This is a genomic window from Methylacidimicrobium cyclopophantes (genome assembly GCF_902143385.2).
Taxonomy (GTDB): domain Bacteria; phylum Verrucomicrobiota; class Verrucomicrobiia; order Methylacidiphilales; family Methylacidiphilaceae; genus Methylacidimicrobium; species Methylacidimicrobium cyclopophantes.
Genome location: NZ_CABFUZ020000249.1, coordinates 1 through 24926, shown reverse-complemented (window position 1 = coordinate 24926; position 24926 = coordinate 1). Strand labels below are relative to the sequence as shown.

At 62.1% G+C, this 24926-nt stretch carries 27 protein-coding genes and 1 tRNA gene; 12 read left to right on the top strand and 16 right to left on the bottom strand.

The window, feature by feature from the left end; translation table 11 throughout:
• The 4 genes from FN369_RS09940 to FN369_RS09925 all read right to left on the bottom strand — a co-directional run.
• Positions 1-1182 (bottom strand): RNA-guided endonuclease InsQ/TnpB family protein (locus FN369_RS09940; RefSeq protein WP_142525984.1); only part of this gene is annotated, 1182 nt, incomplete at its 3' end.
• Positions 1183-1300: 118 nt separating this feature from the next.
• Complete coding sequence (locus tag FN369_RS09935; RefSeq protein ID WP_142525983.1) at positions 1301-2131, bottom strand: PD-(D/E)XK nuclease family protein; 831 nt, start codon at positions 2129-2131, stop codon at positions 1301-1303.
• 189 nt (positions 2132-2320) lie between these two features.
• The gene (locus FN369_RS09930) at positions 2321-2509 is read right to left on the bottom strand and encodes a hypothetical protein (RefSeq protein ID WP_142525982.1); all 189 of its coding nucleotides are present in this window, start codon (positions 2507-2509) and stop codon (positions 2321-2323) included.
• Between the two features lie 12 nt (positions 2510-2521).
• A complete protein-coding gene (locus FN369_RS09925) occupies positions 2522-2911 on the bottom strand; it encodes a hypothetical protein (RefSeq protein WP_142525981.1) in 390 nt (129 codons plus the stop codon).
• A gap of 54 nt (positions 2912-2965) precedes the next feature.
• Here FN369_RS09925 and FN369_RS09920 point away from each other — a divergent pair, with 54 nt between their 5' ends.
• The 4 genes from FN369_RS09920 to FN369_RS09910 all read left to right on the top strand — a co-directional run bounded on the left by FN369_RS09920 (position 2966) and on the right by FN369_RS09910 (position 5295).
• The gene (locus FN369_RS09920) at positions 2966-3991 is read left to right on the top strand and encodes a DUF6607 family protein (RefSeq protein ID WP_178087799.1); all 1026 of its coding nucleotides are present in this window, start codon (positions 2966-2968) and stop codon (positions 3989-3991) included.
• Positions 3992-4000: 9 nt separating this feature from the next.
• Positions 4001-4135: a hypothetical protein gene (locus FN369_RS11585; protein ID WP_281290945.1), complete on the top strand. Its 135-nt coding sequence runs from the start codon at positions 4001-4003 to the stop codon at positions 4133-4135.
• A gap of 124 nt (positions 4136-4259) precedes the next feature.
• Positions 4260-4586 (top strand): hypothetical protein, encoded by a 327-nt coding sequence (locus FN369_RS09915; protein ID WP_142525980.1) that lies wholly within the window; start codon positions 4260-4262, stop codon positions 4584-4586.
• Between the two features lie 508 nt (positions 4587-5094).
• Positions 5095-5295 carry a hypothetical protein gene (locus FN369_RS09910; protein ID WP_142525979.1) on the top strand — a complete coding sequence of 67 codons (201 nt, stop codon included), beginning with the start codon at positions 5095-5097 and terminating at the stop codon, positions 5293-5295.
• A gap of 890 nt (positions 5296-6185) precedes the next feature.
• On the opposite strand, the gene FN369_RS09905 is transcribed toward FN369_RS09910, so the two are convergent.
• Positions 6186-6262, bottom strand: a tRNA-Met gene (locus FN369_RS09905).
• Positions 6263-6326: 64 nt separating this feature from the next.
• The gene (gene trxA, locus FN369_RS09900; RefSeq protein WP_142525978.1) at positions 6327-6653 is read right to left on the bottom strand and encodes a thioredoxin; all 327 of its coding nucleotides are present in this window, start codon (positions 6651-6653) and stop codon (positions 6327-6329) included.
• A gap of 129 nt (positions 6654-6782) precedes the next feature.
• Here trxA and FN369_RS09895 point away from each other — a divergent pair, with 129 nt between their 5' ends.
• Entirely contained in the window at positions 6783-7118 is a 336-nt protein-coding gene (locus FN369_RS09895) for a hypothetical protein (RefSeq protein ID WP_142525977.1), read from the top strand.
• Between the two features lie 579 nt (positions 7119-7697).
• Here the strand turns inward: FN369_RS09895 and ftsH are convergent.
• From ftsH to FN369_RS09875, 4 genes are all read right to left on the bottom strand, one after another.
• Entirely contained in the window at positions 7698-9626 is a 1929-nt protein-coding gene (ftsH, locus tag FN369_RS09890) for an ATP-dependent zinc metalloprotease FtsH (protein ID WP_142525976.1), read from the bottom strand.
• Between the two features lie 120 nt (positions 9627-9746).
• A complete protein-coding gene (locus FN369_RS09885; RefSeq protein WP_142525975.1) occupies positions 9747-10637 on the bottom strand; it encodes a uracil-DNA glycosylase in 891 nt (296 codons plus the stop codon).
• The gene (locus tag FN369_RS09880; RefSeq protein ID WP_142525974.1) at positions 10621-11610 is read right to left on the bottom strand and encodes an RluA family pseudouridine synthase; all 990 of its coding nucleotides are present in this window, start codon (positions 11608-11610) and stop codon (positions 10621-10623) included. Before FN369_RS09880 ends, FN369_RS09885 begins: the two co-directional genes overlap by 17 nt.
• A gap of 97 nt (positions 11611-11707) precedes the next feature.
• Positions 11708-11983 (bottom strand): ferredoxin, encoded by a 276-nt coding sequence (locus FN369_RS09875; protein WP_142525973.1) that lies wholly within the window; start codon positions 11981-11983, stop codon positions 11708-11710.
• Positions 11984-12071: 88 nt separating this feature from the next.
• Between FN369_RS09875 and bioD the strand changes: the two genes are divergently transcribed.
• The gene (gene bioD / locus FN369_RS09870; protein ID WP_142525972.1) at positions 12072-12746 is read left to right on the top strand and encodes a dethiobiotin synthase; all 675 of its coding nucleotides are present in this window, start codon (positions 12072-12074) and stop codon (positions 12744-12746) included.
• A 142-nt stretch (positions 12747-12888) separates the two neighbouring features.
• Here the strand turns inward: bioD and FN369_RS09865 are convergent, their stop codons facing one another.
• Both FN369_RS09865 and FN369_RS09860 read right to left on the bottom strand, forming a co-directional pair.
• The gene (locus FN369_RS09865; RefSeq protein ID WP_142525971.1) at positions 12889-13902 is read right to left on the bottom strand and encodes an N-acetylmuramoyl-L-alanine amidase-like domain-containing protein; all 1014 of its coding nucleotides are present in this window, start codon (positions 13900-13902) and stop codon (positions 12889-12891) included.
• Positions 13903-13973: 71 nt separating this feature from the next.
• A complete protein-coding gene (locus FN369_RS09860) occupies positions 13974-15434 on the bottom strand; it encodes a TonB-dependent receptor (RefSeq protein ID WP_142525970.1) in 1461 nt (486 codons plus the stop codon).
• Between the two features lie 115 nt (positions 15435-15549).
• Between FN369_RS09860 and pdxH the strand changes: the two genes are divergently transcribed.
• Entirely contained in the window at positions 15550-16194 is a 645-nt protein-coding gene (pdxH, locus tag FN369_RS09855; RefSeq protein WP_142525969.1) for a pyridoxamine 5'-phosphate oxidase, read from the top strand.
• Between the two features lie 85 nt (positions 16195-16279).
• A complete protein-coding gene (locus FN369_RS09850; RefSeq protein WP_142525968.1) occupies positions 16280-16822 on the top strand; it encodes a c-type cytochrome in 543 nt (180 codons plus the stop codon).
• A 27-nt stretch (positions 16823-16849) separates the two neighbouring features.
• On the opposite strand, the gene FN369_RS09845 is transcribed toward FN369_RS09850, so the two are convergent.
• The 4 genes from FN369_RS09845 to FN369_RS09830 all read right to left on the bottom strand — a co-directional run bounded on the left by FN369_RS09845 (position 16850) and on the right by FN369_RS09830 (position 21877).
• The gene (locus FN369_RS09845; protein WP_142525967.1) at positions 16850-17062 is read right to left on the bottom strand and encodes a DUF2905 domain-containing protein; all 213 of its coding nucleotides are present in this window, start codon (positions 17060-17062) and stop codon (positions 16850-16852) included.
• Between the two features lie 11 nt (positions 17063-17073).
• On the bottom strand, positions 17074-19812 hold the full coding sequence (alaS, locus tag FN369_RS09840; protein WP_142525966.1) for an alanine--tRNA ligase: 2739 nt from the start codon (positions 19810-19812) through the stop codon (positions 17074-17076).
• A 7-nt stretch (positions 19813-19819) separates the two neighbouring features.
• Positions 19820-20593, bottom strand: a complete 774-nt coding sequence (locus FN369_RS09835; protein ID WP_142525965.1) for a YebC/PmpR family DNA-binding transcriptional regulator — start codon at positions 20591-20593, stop codon at positions 19820-19822.
• A gap of 105 nt (positions 20594-20698) precedes the next feature.
• Positions 20699-21877, bottom strand: a complete 1179-nt coding sequence (locus FN369_RS09830; RefSeq protein WP_142525964.1) for a ribonuclease D — start codon at positions 21875-21877, stop codon at positions 20699-20701.
• Positions 21878-21957: 80 nt separating this feature from the next.
• Here FN369_RS09830 and moeB point away from each other — a divergent pair, with 80 nt between their 5' ends.
• The 4 genes from moeB to FN369_RS09810 all read left to right on the top strand — a co-directional run bounded on the left by moeB (position 21958) and on the right by FN369_RS09810 (position 24898).
• Positions 21958-23133 (top strand): molybdopterin-synthase adenylyltransferase MoeB, encoded by a 1176-nt coding sequence (gene moeB / locus FN369_RS09825; RefSeq protein ID WP_142525963.1) that lies wholly within the window; start codon positions 21958-21960, stop codon positions 23131-23133.
• A gap of 147 nt (positions 23134-23280) precedes the next feature.
• Positions 23281-23580 (top strand): ATP-dependent Clp protease adapter ClpS, encoded by a 300-nt coding sequence (gene clpS / locus FN369_RS09820; protein ID WP_142525962.1) that lies wholly within the window; start codon positions 23281-23283, stop codon positions 23578-23580.
• Positions 23577-24086 carry a DUF2017 family protein gene (locus tag FN369_RS09815; RefSeq protein WP_142525961.1) on the top strand — a complete coding sequence of 170 codons (510 nt, stop codon included), beginning with the start codon at positions 23577-23579 and terminating at the stop codon, positions 24084-24086. Before clpS ends, FN369_RS09815 begins: the two co-directional genes overlap by 4 nt.
• The gene (locus FN369_RS09810; protein WP_246189655.1) at positions 24083-24898 is read left to right on the top strand and encodes an alpha/beta hydrolase; all 816 of its coding nucleotides are present in this window, start codon (positions 24083-24085) and stop codon (positions 24896-24898) included. The genes FN369_RS09815 and FN369_RS09810 overlap by 4 nt, the downstream gene beginning before the upstream one ends.
• Positions 24899-24926 lie beyond the last annotated feature (28 nt).

The following is a 24926-nucleotide window of genomic DNA, read 5'->3' as shown; positions in this document are numbered from 1 at the left end:
GACTTCCTGCTTCCTCGAGGCCGGTTTCACGCGCGTCTTGCGACGTGCGCCAGAGCCTTCCTCTCCACAGGCTGACACCGTGGAACTCACGGCCAAATTCCTCAGATGGATCGCTGCATTGAGGTCGCGGTCGTGGATTGCTCCACAGGCCGGACATCTCCACTTGCGCACCGACAGCGGCAGGGCTTCGAGCTTGTTACCGCAATCCGAGCAGCTCTTGCTGCTGGCAAACCAGCGATCCGCCACGACGATTCGCACGCCGCGTCTGGCCGCCTTGTACTCCAACTGCCGCCGGAACTCGAAAAAACTCATATCGGCAATGGACCGGGCCAGGTGGTGGTTCTTCAGCATCCCGCGCACGTTCAGGTCCTCGATGGCGATGGTGTGAAAGCGCCGCGTTAGCTCTGTCGTGAGCTTGTGCAACGCATCGGCGCGGATGTTGGCGATACGGGCATGCAGCTTGGCTAGCTTTCTCTTAGCTTTCTGCCGATTCCGCGATCCCTTGAGCTTGCGCGAGAGTCTCCGCGACTCTCTGCGCAGTCGCCGCAACAACGCCTTGTGCGGCTTGGGTCCGGGAATCTTCTCTTCCTTTTCTCCCGTCCAGAGCGTCGCCAACACCTCGGCACCGAGATCCACGCCCGCCTCGCCTTGGTTTTCGGCTTTCGGCGGATGGGGATCTTCCCCGGTATCGATGGTGATGGAGACAAACCACCGATCGGCCACGCGGGAGACCGTGGCCGAGAGAATCTTGCCATCAAATCGCAATCTCTCGCGCATCCGCACCCAGCCAAGCTTTGGGATCAGAATGCGCGAGGTTTCGATTCGAAATGGATCGTTGGTGAGCGTGAACCAATCGTCCACGCCTTTCCTTCGAAATTGCGGATAGCGGGCACGACCCGCAAAGAAATTGTCAAACGCCCGACCGAGTTGGAGGATTGCCATCTGTGGGGCGTTCTTGGTTACTTCCCGCATCCAGGGAAATTCTTTGATTGCGTTCCACTGGCGCCGGAGCGCCGTTTCCGCCGGCTTCGGCAGGCTCTTGTCGGCCTTCCACGCCTCGTATTGCCGTTTCCACTCGGCCAGCGCCCAGTTGTAGGCGAATCGGGCTGTCCCCGCCGCCTTGGCGAAATCGGTAGCCTGCACATTGTTGGGCCTGAGCGCGATCTTGTGGGCGGTCAGCATCTCCCCGATTCCTCCACGGCCTCTTTCACGCCAGCTTCTCGGATGCTGCCCAGCTTGCGAGTCATGCTCGAATGATACATGTGCATACATGTGCGCGCAAGAACGCGCAAATAAGGCGTTAGCAGTTCAAGCCCGGAAAGAGGGTCTTCTTTCCGACGAGAAACCGGTGGAGATCGCAACGGGCCAAGTCGCCGATCGTGGGAAGCTCCTGGATCAGGAGATCCCGCTTCGAACGGCCGAGTTCGGGCAAGAGGGTGAGATCCTCCTTCTGCACGAGCTCCTCGAGGCAGGCGGTATGCCAATGGCAGAGCTTGCAGACCGCCCCGTAGGCGGGGAGGTTCGCTTCGCTCCTGGCGGCGATCCGCCGTGCCTGTGCAAGGGCCTCCCGGTAGAGATCCCAGTGAGTGGTCGGATTGTTCGGTCCCATCGGTGCCGCGAGGTCGTAGGGGACCTCCCGCCCGCGCACATCCCAAACGAAGGCTCTTTTCTCTCCGGTGCTCTTTCCCAGCCGTTCCAAGAGATCGGTGTAGAGTGCGAGCTGTACGGCGTACTGCTTTTTGGGCCTCGCCTCGTCCTCGGCTCCTTCCTCGCCCGAGCCGGATTTGATATCGCCGGCGACATAGCCGCTCCCCTCTCGGCGCAGCAGATCGGGCTCGCCGAGGAGATCCCCCCACGAGAGCCGGCCCGAGTAGAGGAGATGGCTCCCCCTTTCCATCGCTTCCAACGTGCGGCGCTCCCGTTCGGCATCGGAGTAGCCCGAAAGATCGAGGGGAGGAAGCGTAAGCCGAGAGCGGACCTCGTTCTCGAAAAGGGTCCCCTTTTCCCAAAGGAGCCTGACGAAGGCGCTCTCCGGGTCGCGCTTTGCTGGATCGCCGAAGAGATCCATCCACGGCCGGTGGGGGCATTGGATGAGGTCGTAGAGCAAGGATGCGGTGATCGGAGGGGGCATGGCCAAAGGCAATTCCCAATCGGCAATCTCAGGGGTCCTTCTTCTCCTCGATCCTTCGTCGCCTCCCGCCCAAGAGCCTCCTTCCTTGCCGGTTGCGATACTTCCGGGCGTGCCTTCCTCGGGCGGTTCGCCACGAAGGGGGAGGAGAAGCGCCCTCCCTGTGCCAGGATAGCCGAAAGCGCCTGGCAATCAATTCCGTCCGTAGTGCGAGGCGGGGCCGTCGCGGAGCCGACCTTCGAGGATCGCCTCGCGATAGGCCGATCCCTCCGCCCCGAATTCTCCGAGCGTGATCTCGGAGGCGTGGCTAACCTGGCAACCACTACTTTCGAGGCGGGCGAGGGCGGCGGATTGGAAGTCTGAGTCGGCTAAGCGGCTCATCGGCCTATTCTACTAGCCTTCCCGCGCCGCGCGTAGGATCGCCTCAAGCTCGTCCGGCCGAGACCATCGGGCCACGGAAGATAGAGCTTCAACGAGTCGGAAGTCCTCCGCCTGCCAGACGTCCTCCGTGTCGTCGAAGAGCGAGACGAAGCACGGCTGAGGCGGGCGCGCCTTCAGGTGGCTCAGGTCGTAGAGACCGGCCACGACATGCTCGGTGACTCGACGCGCTGCGGCGCGCGATCCCGTCGCCAGCAGGAAGATGAGAGACGTGCGTTGAGGCAGGTACGTCTGGTAGTCGACCGTCCAGACGCGTCCCGAGCGCCCCGGCTTTGCCACGCTCCGCTCGAAGCGGATCCCCTTCTCGCCAAGCCAGTCGTCGATCTCGTCCGCAACGGTTTCCACCGATCTTCATTTTTTGGTGCCGTTTCGCTTCGGAGAGTATTTTAAGGAGTTGCTATGGCATCTCTTTTTTCCTCGGGAATTTCACTCCTGCTTTTCGGTGGCGCCGTCTTCTCTCTTTTCGGCGCGGAGGGGCCTCCCGGCAAAAGCCTGCACGCGGGTCCGGAGCCCGAGAGAACTCCGTTCGAGGCCGATCGCAAAGCCATCCTCTCGATGGCGGGGGATTGGCGAGTCGCCTACCGGTTCGAGGAGATCTTTTCCCTGAAGCCCGGCTACTCCGTGCATCCGCCGTACAAGATCGCGGGATTTGAAAAGGTGGTGGTGCTCGAGGACGAGGGCGGGCATATTGCGCTCCAACATCTGCTGATCGATGGCAAGGGAGCGGTCACCAAGCATTGGAGGCAGGATTGGGATTACCAGAGGCGCTCTTTCTGGGAATATGTCGGAAAGGACCGGTGGAAATCCGTCGATCTCGCGCCGGGGGAGGTCGAAGGGAGTTGGATACAGACGGTCTGGAACGTCGATGATGCTCCCCGATATGCGGGCTATGGACGATGGCGCCACCGGGAAGGTTTTTCCGAGTGGGTCTCCCATCCCTTGTGGAGGCCACTTCCGCGGCGCGAGCTCTCCCGAAGGTCGGACTACGACCTCCAGCGGTCGGTGATGCACCAGTTGGTTGGCGGCGGGGGATGGATCCTCGAGGAGGAGAACGACAAGGTGCGTCGGAGCGAGACGGGGGAAGAGGTACTGGCTCGGGAACTGGGGGTCATTTCCTACCGGAAGGGAAGCGGAGCCGACTTCACGGCCGCTGAGAGCTTTCTGCAGAAGAGGTCCCCCTTTTGGAAGATCGTCCGGACCGCTTGGAACCGGATCTTCGAGCAAAATCGGGAGGTAGGCTACAAAGGCAAAGGGGATGGAAAGGAGCTGGCCCAGGACCTCTTCGCCGCGGCGGAGCGCTTCAGTTTGGGAAAGGAGACCGAGGAGCGGGCGCGGGGAGAAATTCTCGAGCTGATTGCCAAACATTGCTTCTTTGTCGCCAGGGATGGCTCCGAAACCGATTCGAGCGGGCGGGCGGAGCACTGAACATCGATCGTGAATCGGCCTTCGGAGAGCTGCCGAGGCTTACGCGGCGCTCGAATCGTCGTGACGCATCGCTGGTTGGCCCGCAGCATGGCCTTGCTCTTCCTGCGGCCGGAGGCTCGACGACCCACCCCTATCGGCCTGTAAATGCGGTCTGTCCGGCCTATGTTTAGGCGGATCCTCTCGGCCCATCGCGGGCATCGCTACTGCTAGCCTCCGTTCCAGTCGGCTGACTCCTTCGAAGCGCCCTTGGAGAACGAAAAGCTTCCTCGTGGCCGAGAATGGGATCCTGACCGAAGAAGAGGCTCTCTTTTTCGGTGGAAACCGATTGCGCCTACAAAGGCAGTCACCAAAGCCCAAGCGGGCCTTCCGGAAGCTCAAGGATGTCTTCGAGGTGCGTCCGATCGTTCCCCACGATTTCCAGCGGGCCCAGCTCCACGCCTTCGTCGCCACCTTGGCCTTCTTGCTTGGGCTGGCTCCTGGAGAAAATGCTCAAGGAGGTCAAGCCGCCCTTTTCGACCGAGCAAGCCTGGGCCTTCCTACGAACGATTCCTGTTGTCGAAGTCGCCGTCGGAAATACAAAGCGCCGAAGGAATGACCGCCGGCAATCCTCGTGCGCGCAAATCCCCTCCGCTCTGCGTGTCTCGTCCCGCGAACCATGGCGTCTTCCAAAGAGCTCAAAGGCAGCCCTGTAGTGCCCATGGGAAGAATCGGATTCGGATTGCCAAACTCACAACTCTTCCTCGTCACATGGATTGGGTCCTCAACCATATGAAGGGCTCTGCTTCTTGGCATTCTGGATCAGCGCCAAGCTCGGAACCGAATTGGCAGCCGGGGCTTCCCCGAAAAACTCCCGAAGGTGCTCCGCTCCTTCCAGCGATCCGTTTGGTCTAACTCGCCGCCAAAGGGGGGCTCTGGATTGGGCTCTTCCCCCGGAACCCCGCAGAGCTCAACGCACTGCTTCCAATACTTCATCGAGTGACGCCGGCCTTGGCCTTGATGCGATTGGCGCAATCGCTCCGGGCCGCCGAGCGCTCGCAAGGCGCGGCAGCGATCCACCGGCTTCATTCGAGCTTGGAGGTTTCGGTGGCGAGAAGGCGCGACGCTTGGCCGGCACCGTCCAGGCCGTCTTCCAAGCGGCTCTTTTCTTCATCACCGCGCGCGTGGCCCATCTCCACGGGAAGCCGGAGAAGCTGAAGGGGACGGTTCGTATCGAACAGGCCGAAAGCGGGCATCTGATGGCGAGTGCGACTTTCACGTTTCGGCCCCCTCCCGGTGCCGCTCCATTCGGCCCTAGACACGCATAGGACTTCCCGATCCCATTCCCGAGCTTCCCGATCTCTCGCGCCGGCGACTATTTCGTGAAGCTTTTGAGGAACAACGAAGAGATCGGTCAGCGCTTGCTGCCCATCAAGTCGGCGGCAGAGCCAGTCGAACTAGAATGATCAGGATGCCGACCATGATGCTCGAAATCGAAAGGAAAGAGCCATCCCGAGAAGCGTCGACGTCCGCGAACAGGTTTGTTGTGGAGGAGGAAAGGATCTTTCATGTAAGATTGAAAGACGAGTGGCACGTTGCTCGTTGGGAAGATCCCTCGGGAAAAGGAGGGATCACACCACCCAAGCGGATACTTTCGAAAGATTGGAAGACGCCATTTGGGATGCTCTCTTCTGCCATTTCGACGAGGGGAGAGTCCCCACGTCGCTCCAATACGTCTTTCTCCAGGAGTAGGTCGGGGAACGGCTGGTGAAATTGCCGCGGGAGATTTCTGGAAGGGAAATGGTCTTAGTCTAGGAGCGGCTTGGCTTTCGAGTCACTCGGCAGAGCGGAGCAGATTTCCGCGGGGAAGGTCATGGCAGACGAATCATGGTCTCGAATCAGGACGCGACCCCACCGGGAACGTTGCAAAGCATCCTTGAGCAGGGGGAGATTTCCTTAGAAGGGTTTCTCAAGCAGCGCTGATCGAGGGGAGCACTTGCGTTCTCTTCCTGCTCCGTCTGCGAAGATCATTGGAGGAGGAAAGGGGAGCGTAGGGGAGTTGTCCCCCATTTTCCTGTCGAGCGTCGCCCCATGGTCGCCCGGCCAAGGGACAGGCGAGGCCGATTTGTTCGTCTCTCTGTCGCAATCTGCAACGGTCCACCGAGCAGCAGAGGAATTGTTGAAAGGGCCGCCCGAATCTGTTGGGAAACCCACGAGATGGTTGCGGGGGCAGGATTTGAACCTGCGACCTTCAGGTTATGAGCCTGACGAGCTACCGGGCTGCTCCACCCCGCGATCTTGAGAGTGCTATACCCTGCGCGAAGAACGAGCGCCGCGCAAGAAGAAAAGTATCTCTTCGTTACTGGGCCTGTTGAATCTTCGCCAGAATGTGGCTTTTGGAAGCCGCCCCTACCTGCCGGCCCTTGATCTGCCCGTCCCGGAAGATCAGAAGGGTAGGGATCGATTGAATCGAGAAGCGATAAGCAAGCGACTGTTCCTGGTCGACGTTCACCTTGCCGAACTTCACCTTACCGGCCAGCTCACCGGCGAGCTCCTCGATCACCGGCGCCACCATGCGGCAGGGGCCGCACCACTCCGCCCAGAAATCGAGGACCACCGGGATCGGCGATTGGGTAACTTCCTGCTCGAAATTTTTCTCGGTAATTTCCTGAACGAGACCAGCCATAGCAGATGCTCCTCCGTGATGTTGGTTCCGCTGTTCGCGGTGAACCGTTCTTAGAACACGTCTGCGTAAACCAGGGCAAGATAAATCGCGGTCAATGTACTGACAAGCGCAGCGGTCAATGCGAGAGCGATGGTTCCAAAGCGCCCTGTCGAATCGGAGCCTGCATCGTCTCGACTCTTCTGTTTCGGAGTAGGCTTCGCGCTCTCTTTTGTCTTGTTCGGCTTTTCCCCCGTCCGGGCCGCGGGCCGCACCGCGTATGGAGGGGGCTGCTGCTGCGCGGCACCGGCAGAAGCAGTGGAGTGGCGCGGCATGGAGCGGCTGCCAGTGGAGCGGGCGGTCGATTCCTCGGGCGGTTGTGCCGAACGAGGATTTTTGGGCTCTTCCGACGGCGGCGGCGCGCTCTGCGGAGGAGGGGGCTGCGGGACCGCACGGGCTTGCGGTGGAGGGGGGGCCGGCGGGGAATAGGAGTTTGGCGGAACCGACCCGTTGGCGGGTGGAGGCGGTGGCGGAGGAGGAGAGGCTTGGGGGGGCGGAGCGGGATGGCGCCAGGATTGCTCAGGACCAGTGGCCGGAGGACCTGGAGGAGACCAAGGCATTGCTTGGCGAGGGGCGCTGGCCGGCATCCCGTTGCCGAAGTTTTGGGGCGAAGGCTGGCCGGTGGGGGCCGGGGGTGTCTGGTGCATGGGACGGGGCGGGTAAAAGAAGGAGGCGAAGGCCCCTTGGGGCGGAGACGCCGACTGTGGATCTGTTCCCTGCTGTGCTGGGGGAACGGCTGCGTTCTGCTGCAGAAAGAATGGGGAGGGCCAGCCGGAGGCATTTGCGGGGGAGGCGTTTTCGGGTCCCGGCTGCGGGGGGGGGTGCTGCGGATAGCCCGCTTGGGAGGGTGCCTTTGCTTTTAGAGGAGACCAAGCTTCCGGCTCCTCTTGGGAACCATCGAAAGATTCGGCCTCATGCCCGGGAGGAAGAGAACTCATCCGGGCATGCAAGATACGGCGAGCAACGCACTCGGGTCAATCGGAAATGCAAAGCTCCGTTCACTCTTCCTTAGTGAGCGGCCGCCGCCTTTTTTGCGGATTCCGGCAAGAGGGCGAAGAACTCCTCCGCCCCGAGCGTTTCCTTCTTGAGGAGTTCGGCGGTGACCGCTTCGAGCGTCGCCCGTTCCTCCCGCAGAATCGTCTTGGCCTCCTCGTAGGCATTCCCGAGGAGCCGCTGGACTTCCTGATCGACCAGACGCGCAGTTTCTCCGCTGTATTCGGCACGGCCATCGAGCCCGGGGATCTCGTTGGGGACGGGACGGCTCGGGATCAGATGGGCAAGGCCGACCGATTCGCTCATGCCGTAGAGGCAGACCATTTGGCGGGCGAGGGTGGTGGCCGTCTCCAAGTCGTTTTCCGCACCGGTGCTCACCTCGCCGTAGACGATTTCCTCGGCGGCCCTGCCGCCCATGGCGCACCGCAGCTTGGCAAGGAGTTGGGTGCGGGTGAAGAGATATTGCTGTGCGGGGTTGAGCTGAAGGGTGTAGCCGAGTGCGGCCCGGCCCCGGGGGATGATGCTGATCTTTCGGACCGGATCGGCGCCGGGAGTGGCGGCGGCCACCAGTGCATGGCCCACTTCATGGTAGGCCACCCGGCGCTTCTCTTCCGCGGCAAGCTGGAGGCTTCGGCGCTCGGGTCCGGCGATTACCTTTTCCAATGCTTCGAAGAGGTCGGCTTGCTCGATCTGCTGCGCCTTTCGGCGTGCGGCCAGAAGAGCCGCCTCGTTCATCAGATTGGCCAGATCGGCGCCGGAAAAGCCCGAGGTCGCCTGGGCGATCTCTTCTAGGTTGATCGCCGGAGCCAGCGGTTTGCCCCGGCTATGGACGGTCAAGATGGCCAGCCTGCCCTGAGCATCCGGCAGATCGACGACGACATGCCGATCGAAGCGTCCCGGGCGGAGAAGGGCCCGATCGAGGATGTCGGGTCGGTTGGTCGCCGCCAGGAGGATGATTCCTTCGTTCGGATCGAATCCATCCATCTCCACGAGCAGCTGGTTCAGGGTCTGCTCCTGTTCGTCATGGCCCATCCCGATTCGCACACCCCGCTGCCGACCAATGGCATCGAGCTCGTCGATGAAGATGATGCAGGGTGCCCGACCTTTTGCCTGGGCAAAGAGATCCCGCACACGGGAGGCGCCTACTCCGACGAACATTTCGACGAATTCGCTCCCGCTGAGGGAAAAGAAAGCGACGTGGGCCTCCCCGGCGACGGCGCGGGCCAAGAGTGTCTTGCCGGTGCCGGGCGGTCCGATCAGGAGAACTCCTTTGGGAATCTTGGCCCCGAGGGCGCGATAACGGCCGGGGCTCTTGAGAAAATCGACGACTTCCTGGAGCTCATATTTCGCCTCTTGGCAGCCGGCGACATCGTCGAAGGTGACCCCGGTGCCCTCTTCAGCGACGAGCCGAGCTCGGCTCTTCCCCACGTTGAGGAGGGAATAGCCGGCTCCGCGCGTCATCCACCGGCTCAAGCCGACCCAGATCAGAAAAAAGATGGCGATGGGGAGAACCCACGAAAAGATGAGCTGGGAGAGGAGACTGGGCCGGACGCTCGCGTAGATGGTATGGGCGTTCTGCAATTCGGCGACAAGGTTGGGATCCTCGACACGGACGGTTCGAAAGAGGGTGACCTTGGATTCCTTCTTGGCTTCCCCTTCCTTCTTCGGAGGAGTCGGCACCACCATTTTCCCCAGGATCTCATCGGGCGTGATCGTGCACTCGACGATCTCCTTCTTGGCCAGCTTGTCGAGGAAGGCGCTGTAGGGAATCGTGGTGACCGTCGCTCGTTGGACGCTCTCCTGCCAGAGCCACACCAAGAGAAGGGCGACGAAGATCTGCAGAGCGAGCTGCCAATTCGAGCCGAAAAACCCCTGCGGCCTCTTTTTCTGCGGGCCGTCTTTCTGCAACGGGAACGGATTTCCCGGGGAAAGCGGATTCTTCATCCAAGCAAGCTTTTCGTTCGGAGGGCGGTTTGTCGAAGAAAAAGATGCGCGAAATCCAATCGAAACGTGTGCGGCGACATGGATCGGGAGAAAAGACGACGCTCGTGACCTCGAGCTAGGTTAGGGTTGGGCTTTTGTAAGAAAAAACGAGCGCTGGCGTTGGCTGATGGGGAGGTGCAGCCGTTCCATGACCAGGAGCAGATCTTCCCAAACCTGGCGCTTCAGTCGCAGGTCGGGCTTATGGAGCAGATAGCTCGGATGGAAGGTAGGAAGAAGCGGGATTCCTTGAAAATCGAGAAAGCTCCCCCGGAGGGCGCTGATTCCCTTGCGTAGGCCCGTCAAACCCTCCAGAGCGGTCGCGCCCAGGGCGACGATGACCTCGGGCCGGATGATGCCGATCTGCTCGCGTAGATAGGGGAGGCAGGTCTCCATCTCTTCCGGGGTCGGCTTTCGATTGCCCGGGGCGCCTTCGGGCAGATCGGGTCGGCACTTGAGGATGTTGGCGATATAGACATCCTCTCTCTGGAGACCCATCGCTTCGATCATGCGGGTGAGGAGCTTCCCCGCGGGCCCGACAAAAGGTTCTCCCAGCCGATCTTCCTCGGCCCCCGGGGCCTCGCCGGCGAAAAAAAGCCGGGCATTGGGGTTGCCCACGCCGAAGACGACTTGGGAGCGGAAGGAAGCGAGATGGGGGCAGCGGCGACAGCCGATCGCCTCTTTGCGAAGAGCCGCAAGCCGGTCGAGGCGCTCTTCCCGATCGGCCGAGGATTCGGGGAGGGCCGGCGAAACGGGAGCAGGAGGGGGAATCGGCTCCCGCGGCGGATCGGAGTGCGGAGGCGGAAGCGGTGCGACGGGTCGCGGAAGGGGAGCAGCCTCTCGGCACGGAGGGGAGATCGGCGAGAGCCCTTTGCTCCAGTCCGGAGGAAGGCGGACCCATTGGCGTCCGGTGGCACGCAAGGCGCGGAGGTAGGCGACGAGCGTCGTCCGAAGTTGCTCAGGGTCGTTCGTCATCGCTCTTCGCCAACCAGGCGGAGAATTCCTTCGGAGCGGGGCTTTCGAAGCGGACTCGCTCTCCCGTGCGGGGATGAAGGAAGCTCAATTGCCGCGCATGGAGCAGAAGGCGCGGACTTTCCGGAGATCGAATCCCTCCATAGAGCGGGTCGCCGACGATTGGATGGCCGAGATAGGAGAGATGGACGCGGAGCTGGTGCATCCGTCCCGTCCGGGGCCGACATTCGACCAGAGCAGCCCTCCAATGCTGCTCGAGCAGGCGAAACTCGGTGAGGGCCGTCCGTCCGGACCGGGAGTGTACCGCCATCCTCCGACGGTTCCGGGGATCTCGGCCGACATTTCGCGCGCAGGAGACAATTCCGCGCGGGAAGGTTCCCCAGACGATCGCCTCGTAACGCTTCTCGACGGTGTGGGAGGCGAACTGGTCGAGAAGACTCGCACGGGCCGCTTCGGTCTTCGCGACCACAAGAAGGCCGCTCGTTTCCCTGTCGAGCCGGTGGACGATCCCCGGTCGGATCGGATCGGCTCCAGGCAGGTTCGGCCGGCGGGCGAGGAGCGCGTTGACGAGGGTTCCGTTCCTATGCCCGTAGGCTGGATGGACGACCAGGCCCCAAGGCTTATTGAGGAGGAGAAGATCGTCGTCTTCGTAGAGCACGTCCAGCGGAATCGCCTCGGCCTTCGGGAGGGGGGAGTCGGAGGGAGGGAGACGAGCCGGAAGATCGACCTCGATTTCCTCTCCCCCGCGGAGTCGGTAGGAAGGAGGCCGGACGGCGCATACCCCGTTGATTCGAATGGCGCTCGACCGGAGCAGCCGTTCTTGGACGGCCGTCCGTGACAGGCCGAGGGAGGAGGCGAGAAAACGGTCGAGCCGTTCCCCCGGTCGAGCGGGGCGGAGAATCGTGCGCGGTTGCTTCGTCTGCGGAAGCCCTTGGCTGTCCTCCCGCCGTTCCCGATCGCTTTGGATTGGTTCCATCGCCTTGGAGAGAAAAAGCGACAACCAAACGGGAGACGGCGCCGCAAATCCCTCCGACGTCCGCCGAAGAGAGGTCGCCTCGTCGCTCAAAAGGACGTCAGCCTTCGCGGGCTTCCGTCGTCTGGGTTGCAGCTTCCGCGAGCTCTCCGTCGTCCCCGATCGCTTCCACCGGACAGCCTTCCTTGGCTTCGCGGCACTGCTCTTCTTCCTCCGGAGTCTCGGGTTGCTTGTAAACGTAGGAGTGACCGCCGTCGTCATTCCTCTTGAAGTTCGAGGGTGCCGTCTCCCGGCATAGATCGCAGTCGATGCATTGGGAGTCGACGTAGTACTTGCCGGCGACGTTGTCCGGATATCGATTGGTGAGATCTGCCATAATGTCTTGCGGTTTCTTGTCTCGCCCAGAAGGATTCCTTTAATTGCCTTCCGGAGGATTCGAGTAAGCTTACGAAGCGCTTCGACATTTGCAACCGGAAAAACGACTCCATTTCTTTATTACCGGCACAGACACCGGCGTCGGCAAGACCCTGCTCGGTGCCGCGCTCCTCCGCGCCTGGCGCCGGTCGGGGTTGGCAGCGGTCGGCCTCAAGCCGATCGCCACGGGCTCCCGAGAAGACGCAGCTCTTTTGCAAGAAGCCACCGGCCAAGATCTCTCCTTGCAGGAAATCAATCCCTTCTTCTTCCGCCGCCCGGTCGCTCCAGCAATCGCCGCAGAGGAGGAGGGGAGGCCGCTTTGCCTTCCCGAAGTCGCGGAGAAGATCCGGCTCTGGCTGGCGAAGTTTCCCTATGCGGTCGTCGAAGGGGTGGGAGGCTGGAAGACGCCGCTGGGCTCGACGGAGACGGTCCGGGACCTTGCCGTCCTTCTCGGGCTACCCGTGATCGTCGTCGCTCTTTGCCGGCTCGGCGTCTTGAGCCATACCCTGCTGACCGTAGAAAGCATTCGAGCGGCCGGCCTCACCCCCGCGGGAATCCTTCTCAACGGCTTCGCCGAGCCGTCGGCCAAGGTCCGCGAGGAGACGGCCGTCTGGTTGCGCCGGCAGGCGGGGGTGCCGGTCGGCAGCGTCGCGGAGATGAGTGAGCTCGCCGCCTCTCCACCAGACTGGCTCCTCCCTTCGTTCCCTCGCGAGGGGAGCCGGTAGGCGGTAGAGGAAGGATCGTTTCCCGTTCTTCGCGCGGAGAGAACTTTTCCGGCTGGACGAGCATCTCGGGTGGGAGGAAGCGCAAAGGGGGCGACTTCGGCGGAGCGGAGGAGAGCTGGGAGCCGGTCCTGGTTTCTTAATATTAAGAAGATGACGCAGACTGCGTGCGCGTTCCCTGAAGCCGCTTTTCCGTGGCCTTCTCGGAGGAGGGATGGGGGCGGGTCCCTGGCAGATCGAGCGGACGGGCGACCAGGATGCCCGCCGCCTTGGGGTGGGCGAAGAGGTAGTCGCTGAGCCTGGGTCCGATCACGACCCGACGCTCCGCTTGGATCGAGGTGGCATGGAGGAAATGGAGGACACCTCGGGGATCTCGATAGGCCAAGCCGACGTGGGAGGTGAAGGTGCCCGGCCAGCTGCTCGCGATGCAGAGCACATCTCCGTCATGGAGACGAGGCTCGATCGAAGGCACCCGTTCCTTCGGGATGTAGTAGACGGGTTGGGCGGAGATCTTTCTTTCGAGCGCCTGAAAACGGGGAATGAGCTCGGGGTTGTGGCGGAGGTAGCGGAACTCCTGCCAATGCTCGCCCATGTAGTGGAGCGAGTGGCCGGTCATCTCGATTCCGCCCAGCTGCCGGGTGAGATCGATGACGAGGCCGCGCGCGGCATTGTCCCGAATCCAATCCTCGAGATGGTGGAGGCGGGAGTAGTAGGTTCCATCGCAATGGCCGCCGCGGTAGCGATCGATTTCGATCATGCGGAGAAGATCGCCGGGGCGGTAGTCCCCCTTCTTCTCCCGCAACATTCGGGCGAATCCGAGGGAGATCTCGAAAAAGGTCCAACAATCCATCTCGTAGAGATCGACGGATGGGGCCTCGATGTGATCGTCGATCTCCAACGTCCAGTTCTTGTATGGGGTACCGACGAGCGCCAAGCCCACTTCGACCGTCCGGCGGCCGATGGGGAGCTCCCGCCAGCGCTGCCGCTCCGCCTCCGAGACCAGTCGGGCAAAGATCGCCTCTCCACGGAAGACGGCGGAAGGGGGGAGGTTTTTCCTCTCCTCGGAAGCGGGGTGCGAATCGAGCTCGGGGCGCTCGGCAATGGAAGGCAAGGTTGCCGAGAGCAGGACGGCGAGAAGAGCGGCCGATCGTCGAGCCATGCAAAATGAGGGTACGCTCCCGCCCGCGGGGACGAAAGCGCTTTGCGCCAACCCCGCGCTCCGAACCGTCCTTAGACAGGGAGCGACGGCTCGCCGGACGGGACTCGGGTTTCCCCTGGCGTCGCCGCTGCCATGCCATGGCCGAAGAGCCGTTTTTCCCGAATGAGCTGGGCGGCTCGGACGGGGACGTAGTCTTCCCAAGCGGGGTCTCCCGACCGGATGAGGACGCCCACCTGGCGAGGCGAAAAGCGCGCGTCGGGGGGATTGCGGGGGCTGAGGGGCTCGATTCGGCCCGTCTCCCGCAAGTAGGCATAGAGGTGGCCGAGAGGGCCTTCCAGCGTCAGCTGCTCCACGGTGCGGATCTCCCCGTCCGACACCTTGCGGGTGGGGTAGACGTAGAGCTTTACGTTCTTCTTGAAGAGGCGACCCATGGCTTCGAGGATCCCTCCCTCGACGTAGGAGTAGTAGCGCTCGCTGAAAATCTCTTCCAAAAGGGGAATCCCGAGGACGATGCCGACCAGCCCCTCCGCGTAGCGGGCCAGGTAGGAGCTGATCTCATAGAATTCGGCATAGTTGGAGATCAGGACATGGTAGCCGATCGCACAGAGAAGCTCGACGCGCTGAAGAAAATCGTGGGAATCAACCTTGCCATCGGGCAGGAGGAGGTTCTTGGTCGTGATCTCCAAGAGCTCGATCTTGGAGAAGCGCTCGATCGCAGGGTCCTGCAAGAATTTCTCACGGGCCAACTGAAGCATCTCCACGTGCATCCGGGTGACCGGAGCAAACTCTCCGCGCTCGATGAGCACCGCCTTTCGGCGGAGGAGCTCGCCCGGCTGGTGCGCCTGGCCCGTCGGATCGAAGAGGATGACGCGAGCCAAACCGAGCACGATCAGATGGAGGTTCAAGAGGCGGTTGTCGCATTCGGCGAATGCCGGGCCCCCTACAGAGACCAGATCGATCTCTAATCGCTCGGAATCGAGATTATCGAGGAGAGATTCGAGGAGGCGATAGGGGTCGGTCCATAAATAGCAAATACTATAAAGTAAATTTACACCGACGATTCCGAGGACCTCCTGCTGGCGAATTCGTTCCCTATCGCGGAGTCGAATATGAAGAATCACTTCGCTCGGTTTTGCCAGCGGCTTCTGCTGGAATCGGACGCCGAGCCAACCGTGGCATTCGTTGCGCGGTTGGAATCCGCGAATGGCGACGGTATCCGCAAATACGAAAAACCGGGTCTCGTCTCCCCGCTTTTGACGCAATCGCTCCAAGAGCAGATCATATTCATGATCGAGCATGGCCGAGAGTCGCTCGCGGGAAACATAGCGCTCCGTCGGACCATAGATCGCGTCGCTGAAGTGCATATCATAGGCGGACATCGACTTCGCGACGGTGCCAGCCGCTCCGCCTACCGTGAAGAACCAGCGTGCCACCTCTTGGCCTCCGCCGATTTCTGCAATGGTGCCATAGATCTTTTGATCAAGGTTGACCGCAAGCGCCTTCTCATGCGAAGTGAGAATGCGATTGCTCATGTGGAAGAGTAAATCAAGGTTGGCATCGACCTACAACCCTTTCTTGCGATCCGAGTCGTTCTCAAGGTAGGGTCCACCCATAGCGGGATATCGAAGAGGCGAGAGGGAACGGAGAATGATCTTTCTGGAGGGATCGGGAAAGGAGTTTGCGGGACCTCCGCTTTCGCTCGAGCAGCTCGACGCCGATCCGCTTCGGCAATTTTTTACCTGGTATCAAGAGGCGGCGCGGACCGAGGCGGGCGACCCGACCGCGATCGCGCTGGCGACCTCCTCCCGGGAAGGGAGGATGCGAAGTCGGATGGTGCTCCTCAAGGCGATCGACGAGCGGGGCTTTCTCTTCTTTACCAATTATCGGAGCCGCAAAGGGAAAGATCTCGAGGAAAATCCCCAGGCGGCGTTTTGTTGCTTTTGGCCGGTTTCGCTGAGGCAGGTCTGCGTTCGGGGCGCTGTGGAAAAGGTATCGACCGAGGAGTCGAACGCCTATTTCCAGAGCCGACCCGTTCTGAGCCGCCTCTCCGCCTGGGCCTCGCCGCAAAGCGAGCCGATCCCGGCCGAACGCGCCTTCTTGGAAAACCGTCTCCGGGAGATGCAGGAGCGCTTCGCGGGAAAGGAAGTCCCGCTGCCGCCGTTTTGGGGCGGGTATCGCCTCGTGCCCGACGAGATCGAGTTTTGGCAGGGGCGGAGCAACCGGCTCCACGATCGCTTCCTCTACGCGCGCATAGGGGATGGGCAATGGAAGCGGACGCGGCTCGCACCATAAACGGAGCCCGCGTTCGGCGAAAAGAAGATCGTTGCCGCTTTAGGATTGACAAAGGACGTAAGGAACCGATCTTCAGTGGGTTACGATGAAGACATCCTTGCGCAATCGGATTGGATCTCGTTCGCCGTTTTCTTCCCTGGAATCAGCTCGGAGGAACGCTCTCGGCAGAAATCGCTGGGTCGCGATCCTGGGCGGAGCGCTCGCCCTGGCCCCACTGGCCTCCTTCTCGCAAGACGTGAAGCAGGGCGAGCAGCTCTACACGATGAACTGCGCCGCCTGCCACCAGCCGACGGGGACCGGGATCCCGGCCGTCTATCCTCCGTTGGCCGGTGCTCCCCAGGCGACGGGAGGCTCCAAGCGGGCGGTGGCGATCGTCCTCAACGGACTGCAAGGTCCCATCACGGTCAACGGAGCGCAATACAACGGTCCGATGCAGCCGTGGAAAGCGATCCTTTCCGATGACAAGATCGCCGCGATCTTGACCTACGTTCGCCAGGCGTGGGGAAACAAGGGGACTCCGGTCACCGCGGAGCAGGTGAAGGCCGCCCGCGCCGAGTATGCGCAGCGGACATCCCCCTTGACCGACGCGGATCTGGCGGCCATCCCGGACGAAGATATCAAACCCTAGCGGACAGGTCACTCGGGGAAGGTGGGTTTACCGGCGCAAAAGCCAAAGGATTGCGCTGAGGAGGAGGCTGCCGAGCAGACAGGTGGTGATCGGAAAGTAGAAGCGCACGTTTTCCTTTTCGATCCGGATGTCTCCCGGGAGTCTCCCGATCCATTTGGTGCCGATCCCAAGGCTGAGCAGCAGCCCGACGGCTGCGAGCAAAATCCCGAGGATCAAGAGAAGCCGACCGATCTGCTGCATGGGACGCTGCTCTAAGCAAGGGTGCCGGCGGCGAGGAGAAGCTCCCTGGCTCGGCTGAGGGCCTCGGGGATCTTCTCCCGGTGGGGGATTCCTCCCTGAGCTAGGTCTGGGCGACCTCCTCCCTTCCCACCGAGGGGGAAGAGGATTTCCCGGAGAAGACGGGTGGCATCGGCACGGGAAAGATAGGCTCGGGAGACTCCGATCAGAAAAGCGGCGCGCTCCTGCTCGCGGGTGGCGAGCACCGCGACCCCCTCCCAGCGGCTTTGAACCGTTTGCCAAAGCAGGGGGAGATAGGTGGAAGGAGCCGATCCGCAGTCGAGGATGACCGCCGGAAGTGAGCCGAAGCGCTCGGCGGCTCCGACGGCCGACTCCGCGTCCTGCCGCGCTCGCGCCCGCAGGGCCTCTTCCGCTTTCTTCGTCGCCTGCTTTTCCGCTGCGCGGAGCTCTCGCTCGAGAAGCAAGAGCGCATCCCGGCGCCGCGCCAGGTACTCGGCCGCCAGGGCGGGGGAGGCGTCGAAGGGAAAGGGGACGAGCGGAGGAATTCCCGGATGTTTCCGCTGCAATCCTTTCCAAGCGTTTTCCTGTGCGGCCGCCTGCTCGCGGAGGGAGTCGAGCAGAGCCGCGCCGCCGGCGGCCTCGATCCGACGAATGCCGGCCGCAACGCCGGTTTCGGAGAGAATCTTCCAAAAGCCGATCTCGCCCGTATGGCGGATGTGGGTCCCGCCGCAGAGCTCCCGGGAGCACTCCCCGATGGAGACGACCCGTACGCGCTCGCCATACTTTTCCCCGAAGAACTGGAGGATGCGCGGATCGTTCTTCACCTCCGCATAGCGGCGTTCCTCCCAGCTCACCGGCTCATCCTCGGCGATGCGTTCCTGGACGAGCTTCTCGACGCGGGCGATCTCTTCGGCGGAGAGCGGTCCGGTATGGGAAAAGTCGAAGCGGAGCCGGTCGGGACCGACATAGCTGCCCCGCTGAACCGTTTGCGGGCCCAGCACCTCGCGAAGAGCCCAGTGGAGAAGGTGGGTCGCGGTATGGTGAATGGCGATCCGCTTCCGGCGCTCCCGATCGACGCGCAAGAGCACCCGGCAGCCGGGCTCCAAACGGTCGAGATCCTCTAAACGGTGGAGGTGGGCGCCACTGGCCGACCGGGTTGTATCGCGCACCGGGAGTCGGCGACCATCATACTCGACCGTGCCGGAGTCTCCAATTTGGCCGCCCATCTCGGCGTAAAACGGGGTGCGGTCGAAGACGGCGCGATTTCCCGCCAAGAGAAGAACGACCTCCGCCTCCGCCTCCAGCTCCTCATAGCCGACAAACTCGCTCTGCGCCGCGACGCTCAAGAGATCCTCCTCGCGTGCAGCCGCCGAACGGTTTCGTTGTTTCTCCATGCTCTCGGCGAATCCCTGCGTGTCGACGGAAAGACCCCGCTCTCGGGCCATCAGCTCGGTAAGGTCGAGGGGAAAGCCATAGGTGTCGTAGAGGAGGAAGGCTTCCTCGCCGGCGATCATCCGGTTCTTCCGCTTGGCCGCCTCGGCGGCGAGATCCTCGAAGAGGGCCAGTCCCCGCTCAAGGGTTTTGGCAAAGAGGGTCTCTTCCGCGGCGAGGACGGAGGCGATCCGATCCTCTGTTTCGACCAGTTCGGGAAACGCTTCTCCCATAGTCGAAAGCAGGGCGGGAAGAAGCTCGGGGAGGAAAGGGGCGCGGAGCCCGAGGGTGCGGCCGAAGCGGGTCGCCCTCCGGAGAATCCGGCGCAAGACGTAGCCGCGTCCGACATTGCTGGGGAGAATGCCGTCGGCGATGGCAAAGGCCAATGCCCGGAAATGGTCGACGATGACGCGGAAGGCGACATCGGCTTGCTCCGCCAGCCCGCCGGGTTCCGGAACGGCTCCTCCGTAAGGGCGGCCGGAGAGCTTTTCCAATGTGCGGAGCAGGGGGCGGAAGAGGTCGGTATCGTAGTTGGAGATCCTTCGGGAAAAGTCGCGAAACCCCTGGGTGCCTTGGACGATCGAAGCGATCCGCTCCAAACCCATGCCCGTGTCGACATGCCGGGCGGGGAGGAGAGATAGGGAGCCGTCGCCCCGAGCATCGTATTGAATGAAGACGAGGTTCCAGACCTCCAAGCAGCGGGGATCGGCTTGATTGAGAAGCCGTCCGCGGCTTTTCCCTTCCGGAGTGAGATCGACGTGGACCTCCGAGCAGGGACCACAGGGGCCGGTTTCCCCCATCATCCAAAAGTTGTCAGCCTTGCCGAATTTGGCGACGTGGATCTCCGGATCGCAGCCGGCGGCGGCAAAAAGGGAGGACCAGACCGCGTGAGACTCGGCGTCGAATTCGCCCGGCTCCTCGGGTCCCGGCTCGTAGACGGTCGCGTAGAGGCGGGTCGGCGGAAATCCCCAGCAGTGCGTCAGCAGCTCCCAGGCCCACGAGATGGCCTCTTTCTTGAAGTAGTCTCCGAACGACCAGTTCCCCAACATCTCGAAAAAGGTGTGGTGGTAGGTATCGAACCCCACCTCTTCCAGATCGTTGTGCTTCCCGCCCGCGCGGATGCACTTTTGCGTGTCGGCGGCCCGCGGCGGAGAGTAGGGGCAAGGAACCTGGCCGAGGAAGATCGGCACGAACTGGTTCATCCCTGCGTTGGTGAAGAGGAGGTTCGGAGAATCGGGCAGCAACGGAGCCGACGGAACGATCGTGTGGGCCCGTTCCCGAAAAAAGCGCAAAAAGCTCTCGCGGATTTCCGAGGAGGTCATCGCTGTTCTATCTACCCGGGACCGAGGCCGCGGCTTCCACCTGCGCCAAGATCTCGGGGCTCATCTCAAAGTTGGCGAAGACATGCTGCACATCCTCATGTTCTTCCAGGGAGTCGAGCAGCCGGAGAAGGGCGCGCGCACTCTCCTCATCCTTGATCGAAACGAGGTTCTGGGGAACGTAGCCGAGGGTCGCCGACTCGATGGGAATCTTTGCCGTTTCCAGGCTTTTGACGATCCCTTCGAATCGCTCGGGGGGGGAGAGGATCTCGATCGACCCGTCCGAAGCCTGGACGTCATCGGCCGATGCCTCGAGAGCTACCTCGAAGACGCGGTCGAAAGAGGCTTTGGTCGAATCGACGCGAATGATCCCTTTGCGCTGGAAAAGCCAAGAAACACTGCCCGCCCCCGCGAGGTTTCCTCCGTGGCGTGTAAAAAGGCTGCGCACCTCCGCCGCCGTTCGGTTCCGATTGTCGGTCGCCGCTTCGACCAGGACAGCGACACCCCCGGGGGCATACCCCTCATAGAGGATCTCTTCATAGGCCTCTCCGGCGACCTCGCCCGTGCCGCGCTGGATCGCCCGCGTGATGCTCTCGGAGGAGACCCCCTCGGCCTTGGCGGTTTCTACCGCCCGCCGCAGACGGGGATTGAATCCCGGATCCCCGCCGCCCAGTTTGGCCGCGAGCGCGATCTCCCGGACCAGCTTGCTGAAGAGCTTTCCTTTTCGTGCATCGGTCACCCCCTTCTGGTGCCGAACCTTTGCCCAGTGGCTATGTCCCGCCATCCGTACTTCCTTTCCGCTACAATTGGAGGCGGCGAAGGAGGAATGTCAAACCTTTGCCTTCGGGGCAGAGATCTCCGGCCGTCGGGTCGGAGCGGACGGGCACGATCAGGGATTGGCGAAGAGCTCGCGCTGCCAGCGACACCACCGCCCTTCGGCCAGCAGGCGTTCCGGAGCCCCCTGCGGGTCTCGGGCGAGCTCGAGTAGGAGCGGTTTGGGGGCGAGCAATCCCGCTTCGATCCCGAGCCGTGTGGAGAGCCGGCTGCGGGCTTCGTTGAGCTCCTCCAGGCGCCGGTTGGCTTCGGCCGTCATCTTGATCCTGGGCTTTTTCGGGGGGAGCAACTCTTCCGGAGATCCCAAGGGGGAGGAGAGAGCGGCCGCGAGCCGGGATCGCTCCGCTTCCCCTAGGTGCCGAGGGAGCCATTTCGCCGGGATCGGATCCTTGCGAGAGGAAGCCCAGAGAGCCATCCGGAGCAGCAGCTCGGGCGGAACCAGCCGGAAGGGAGCCAGATCGCGGCGAGCGGCCTCCTCCTCTCGCCATTGCCAGAGTGCGCGAAGGAATGGAAGCGCCTTGGCGGGGAGCTCGCGCCACCCACGAATCCGCCACGCTGCGTTCTTTTCCGGGGAGGGCTCCCCCGTTTTGCGCAGAAGCCGCGCGCAGCTTTCTCGATGCCAGCCGAGGCGGCCGAGCCGGTCGAGCTCTTCAGTAAGCCGTTCTTGGAGAGATTCCAAGTAACGAACATCCTGGACCGCGTAGTCGAGCATTTCCGCAGAGAGCGGGCGCCGGGTCCAGTCGGCCTTCTGGCTCTCCTTGACGAGCGCGACGCCGAAGAAGCGCTCGACCAAGGCCGCATAGCCGATCGCCGGAAAGCCGCAAAGTTGCGCAGCGATCATCGTGTCGAAGATGGAGAGCGGATCGGGCGCCCTCGCCCCCCGCAAGAGCCTCAGATCGAAGTCCATTCCGTGAAGGATCCAGGGAGAACGAGAGAGCGCTCCCCAAAGGGGCGCAAGATCGACGCAGAGGGTGTCGACCACGGCGACCGCTTCGCCCTGTTGAATCGAGAGCACGCAGAGCTTGGCCCGGTAATGATGGAAGGAAGCCGATTCCGCATCGAGGGCGATGGCTCGTTGCGGCCGGAGCTCCTTGGTGAAGGAGAAAAGTGCCGCATCCGAATCGATCCAGAGCGCGGCCGTCCGTGCCGACTTGGGGAACCCTTTGGGTTTTCCGAAGCAGAGCTTGCGAAGAGTCATCGCCAGCAGTAGATAGGGAAACTTTTTCTTTCGCAAGCCTGGGAGCTCCCTAACATTGAGGAAGGGTGGATTTGGTACGATCCCGACGGTCTTGGAAAAAAGAAGGAGAGCGCTCCATGAGCTATTTACCGAGAGTCAACAAGGTTTTCCCGGCCGCCGGCTTTACCCACGAAGAGATTCGGCGCTACGGCCGCCACCTTATCATGCCGGAGGTGACGTTGGAGGGGCAGCAAAAGCTCAAGGCCGCGCGCGTGCTCGCGGTGGGAACAGGGGGTCTGGGATCGCCTCTGCTCCTGTATCTGGCGGCGGCGGGCGTCGGGCGGTTGGGCATCGTCGATTTCGACACGGTCGACGACTCGAACCTCCAGCGCCAGGTACTCCACAAGACTCGCAACATCGGAAAGCCGAAAATTGAATCGGCCATCGAAGCCATTCAGGAGCTCAACCCCAACGTCGAGGTCGTTCCCTATCAGACGGCGCTCCGTTCGGAGAACGCCTTGGAAATCCTCCAGGATTACGACGTCGTCGTGGACGGCACCGACAATTTTCCCACGCGCTACCTCGTCAACGATGCCTGCGTTCTCTTGGGAAAGCCGAATGTCTACGGGAGCATCTTTCGCTTCGAGGGGCAGGCGACCGTTTTTTGGGCGGAGCGGGGGCCTTGTTATCGCTGCCTCTACCCCGAGCCCCCCGATCCCGGCATGGTGCCGAGTTGCGCCGAGGGAGGGGTGCTGGGCGTCTTGCCGGGGTTGATCGGGATGGTGCAAGCCATCGAAACGGTAAAGCTCATTCTCGGATTGGGAGATCCGTTGATCGGCCGGCTCCTCCTCTTCGATGCGTTGGGCATGGAGTTTCGGGAGTTCCGTCTGCGGAAGGATCCGGGCTGTCCGATCTGCGGAAGCGCGCCTTCCATCCAAAGCCTCGTGGACTACGAGGCCTTCTGCGGAATCGGAACGCCCGCTGCCGCCGACGACGTCCCCGAGATTACCGTACAAGAGCTCAAGCGGAGATTGGATGGGGCAGTCGAGTTTGATCTGATCGACGTGCGCGAACCACATGAAGTGGCGATCGCCCAGATTCCCGGGGCGAAGGTGATCCCGCTTTCGCAGTTCCATCAGCGCATCCACGAACTCGACAGCGCGCGGGAAGTCGTTCTCTTTTGCAAGCTCGGGCCCCGCTCCGCCAAAGCTTGTCGGCTCCTCTTCGACGCGGGCTTTCGCAAGGTTCAGAACCTTGCGGGGGGGATCGAGGCTTGGAGCCTGGAGATCGATCCTTCCGTCCCGCGCTACTAGCGAACGAGCAGGTTCGCGAAAGCGAAAAAGCGGCTGAATGAAAAAAGGCTGCGCGTGCGCTCTTGTGAGCCGCGAAGCGATCGCTATAATTGTATTTTCGGTTAGCAAACCCATCTTCGAAACGATGTATTGGAAGCGGCGGAAGCGATGGAGCAGCTAGCGGTACCAGAAACCATTCAAGAAGAGGTTGTTGACGAGAAGGTCCGCGAGGCGTTCGAGCGCCTTTGGGGAGTCATCGTCTGGAACGATCCGGTCAACCTGATGAGCTACGTGGTCTTCGTCTTTCAGCGTGTGCTCAAAATGAGCAAACAGGAAGCGACCCGGCATATGCTGGAAGTCCATCACAGGGGGAAGAGCCGCGTTGCGCAGGAGACGCGGGAGCGGGCGGAATTTCTCGTTCATCAATTGCAACGATTTGGCTTGCAAGCGACCATGGAGCGAGGGTGAAGGTCGCGCGGAATCGAGACCAGATCGTTTTGCGCCTCGAGTCGGGAGAGCGGGAGATTCTCCTCGGATCTCTCCTCGCGCTGCGCAAGCACTACCAGACCGAGCTTTCGCAGCTTTCGGAAGCTCTGCAGCACCATTGGCGTGGCACCTTGACTCGGGGAGACGGAGCCGAGGAGATCCCGGGGGCGGCCGAGGAGCTGGAGGCCGAGCGCCTCAGTTGGCGTCCACAGCGCGTGGCTCTCCTGGACAAGTGGCTTGCGCAGGGGAGCCCCCTCCAGAGCGCTTCCCCCGCCTCGCTGACGTTGAGCGAAGGGGAATTCGACGAGTTCCTTGCCATGCTCAACGACCGGAGGATCACGCTCGCCGTCGCGCACGGGGTTACCGAGGAACAGATGGAATGGAATCCTCTGACCGTCCAGTCGCGTGAGCTCCAAAAGGCGCTCTGGGAAATTCACTTCCTCGCCTTTCTTCAAGAAAGCTGCGTCTCCTCCTTGCTGGAGGAATGAGAAAGAGGCGGCTTTCGTCTCGGATCGGTCTCCTCATGGTTGCGGTCCTCCGAGCGACCATGGTAAACGGGGGCATGAAACGATCCATTCCACACGAAATTCGTAATGCGCAAGGGGAACGACTCGATTTTGCCTATCAGGGTGGATCGCCCGAGAATCCGACCCTCGTGGTCATCGGTCACGGGATTACCGCCCACAAGGACAGGCCGATGTTGATCGAGCTTTCCAACGTTCTCTCCCGAAACGGAATTCACTCGTTGCGCTTTTCCTTTTCCGGCAACGGAGCTTCGGAAGGAAAGTTCGAAGAGTTCACCCCCACCAAGGAGGTAGGGGACCTGGGCGCGGTTCTCGATGCTCTCAGCGACTGGCATGTCGGCTATGCGGGCCATAGCCTCGGCGCGATCGTAGGCGTCTTGCGGGCCAGCCAGGATCCGCGGATCCACTTCTTGATCTCGCTTGCCGGCATGGCCCATGCAGCCGCTTTCGTCCAGCGCGAGTTCGGCACCGTCACCCCGGGTGCGGGTTGTATGTGGGAGATGCCGCAATTTCCGCTTTCTCGGGCCTTCGTCGACGACATGAACCGGATCGGTAGCGTCGTCGAGGTGGCGCGGAAGATTCGGGTGCCCTGGCTTTTCGTGCACGGCCTGGCCGACGACGTGGTCCCTCCGCAGGATTCGCGGGATCTCTTTGCCGTTGCTTCGGAGCCCAAGCGGCTCATCGAGATTCCAGGATCGGATCATCTCTTTCCGGATGCCCACGCCACGGCTATGGCGAATGCCGTTGCCGCTTGGCTCAAAGAAGTGAAGCCCTAGGGAAGGGGCTCCTGCCGTTCTTTCCCGG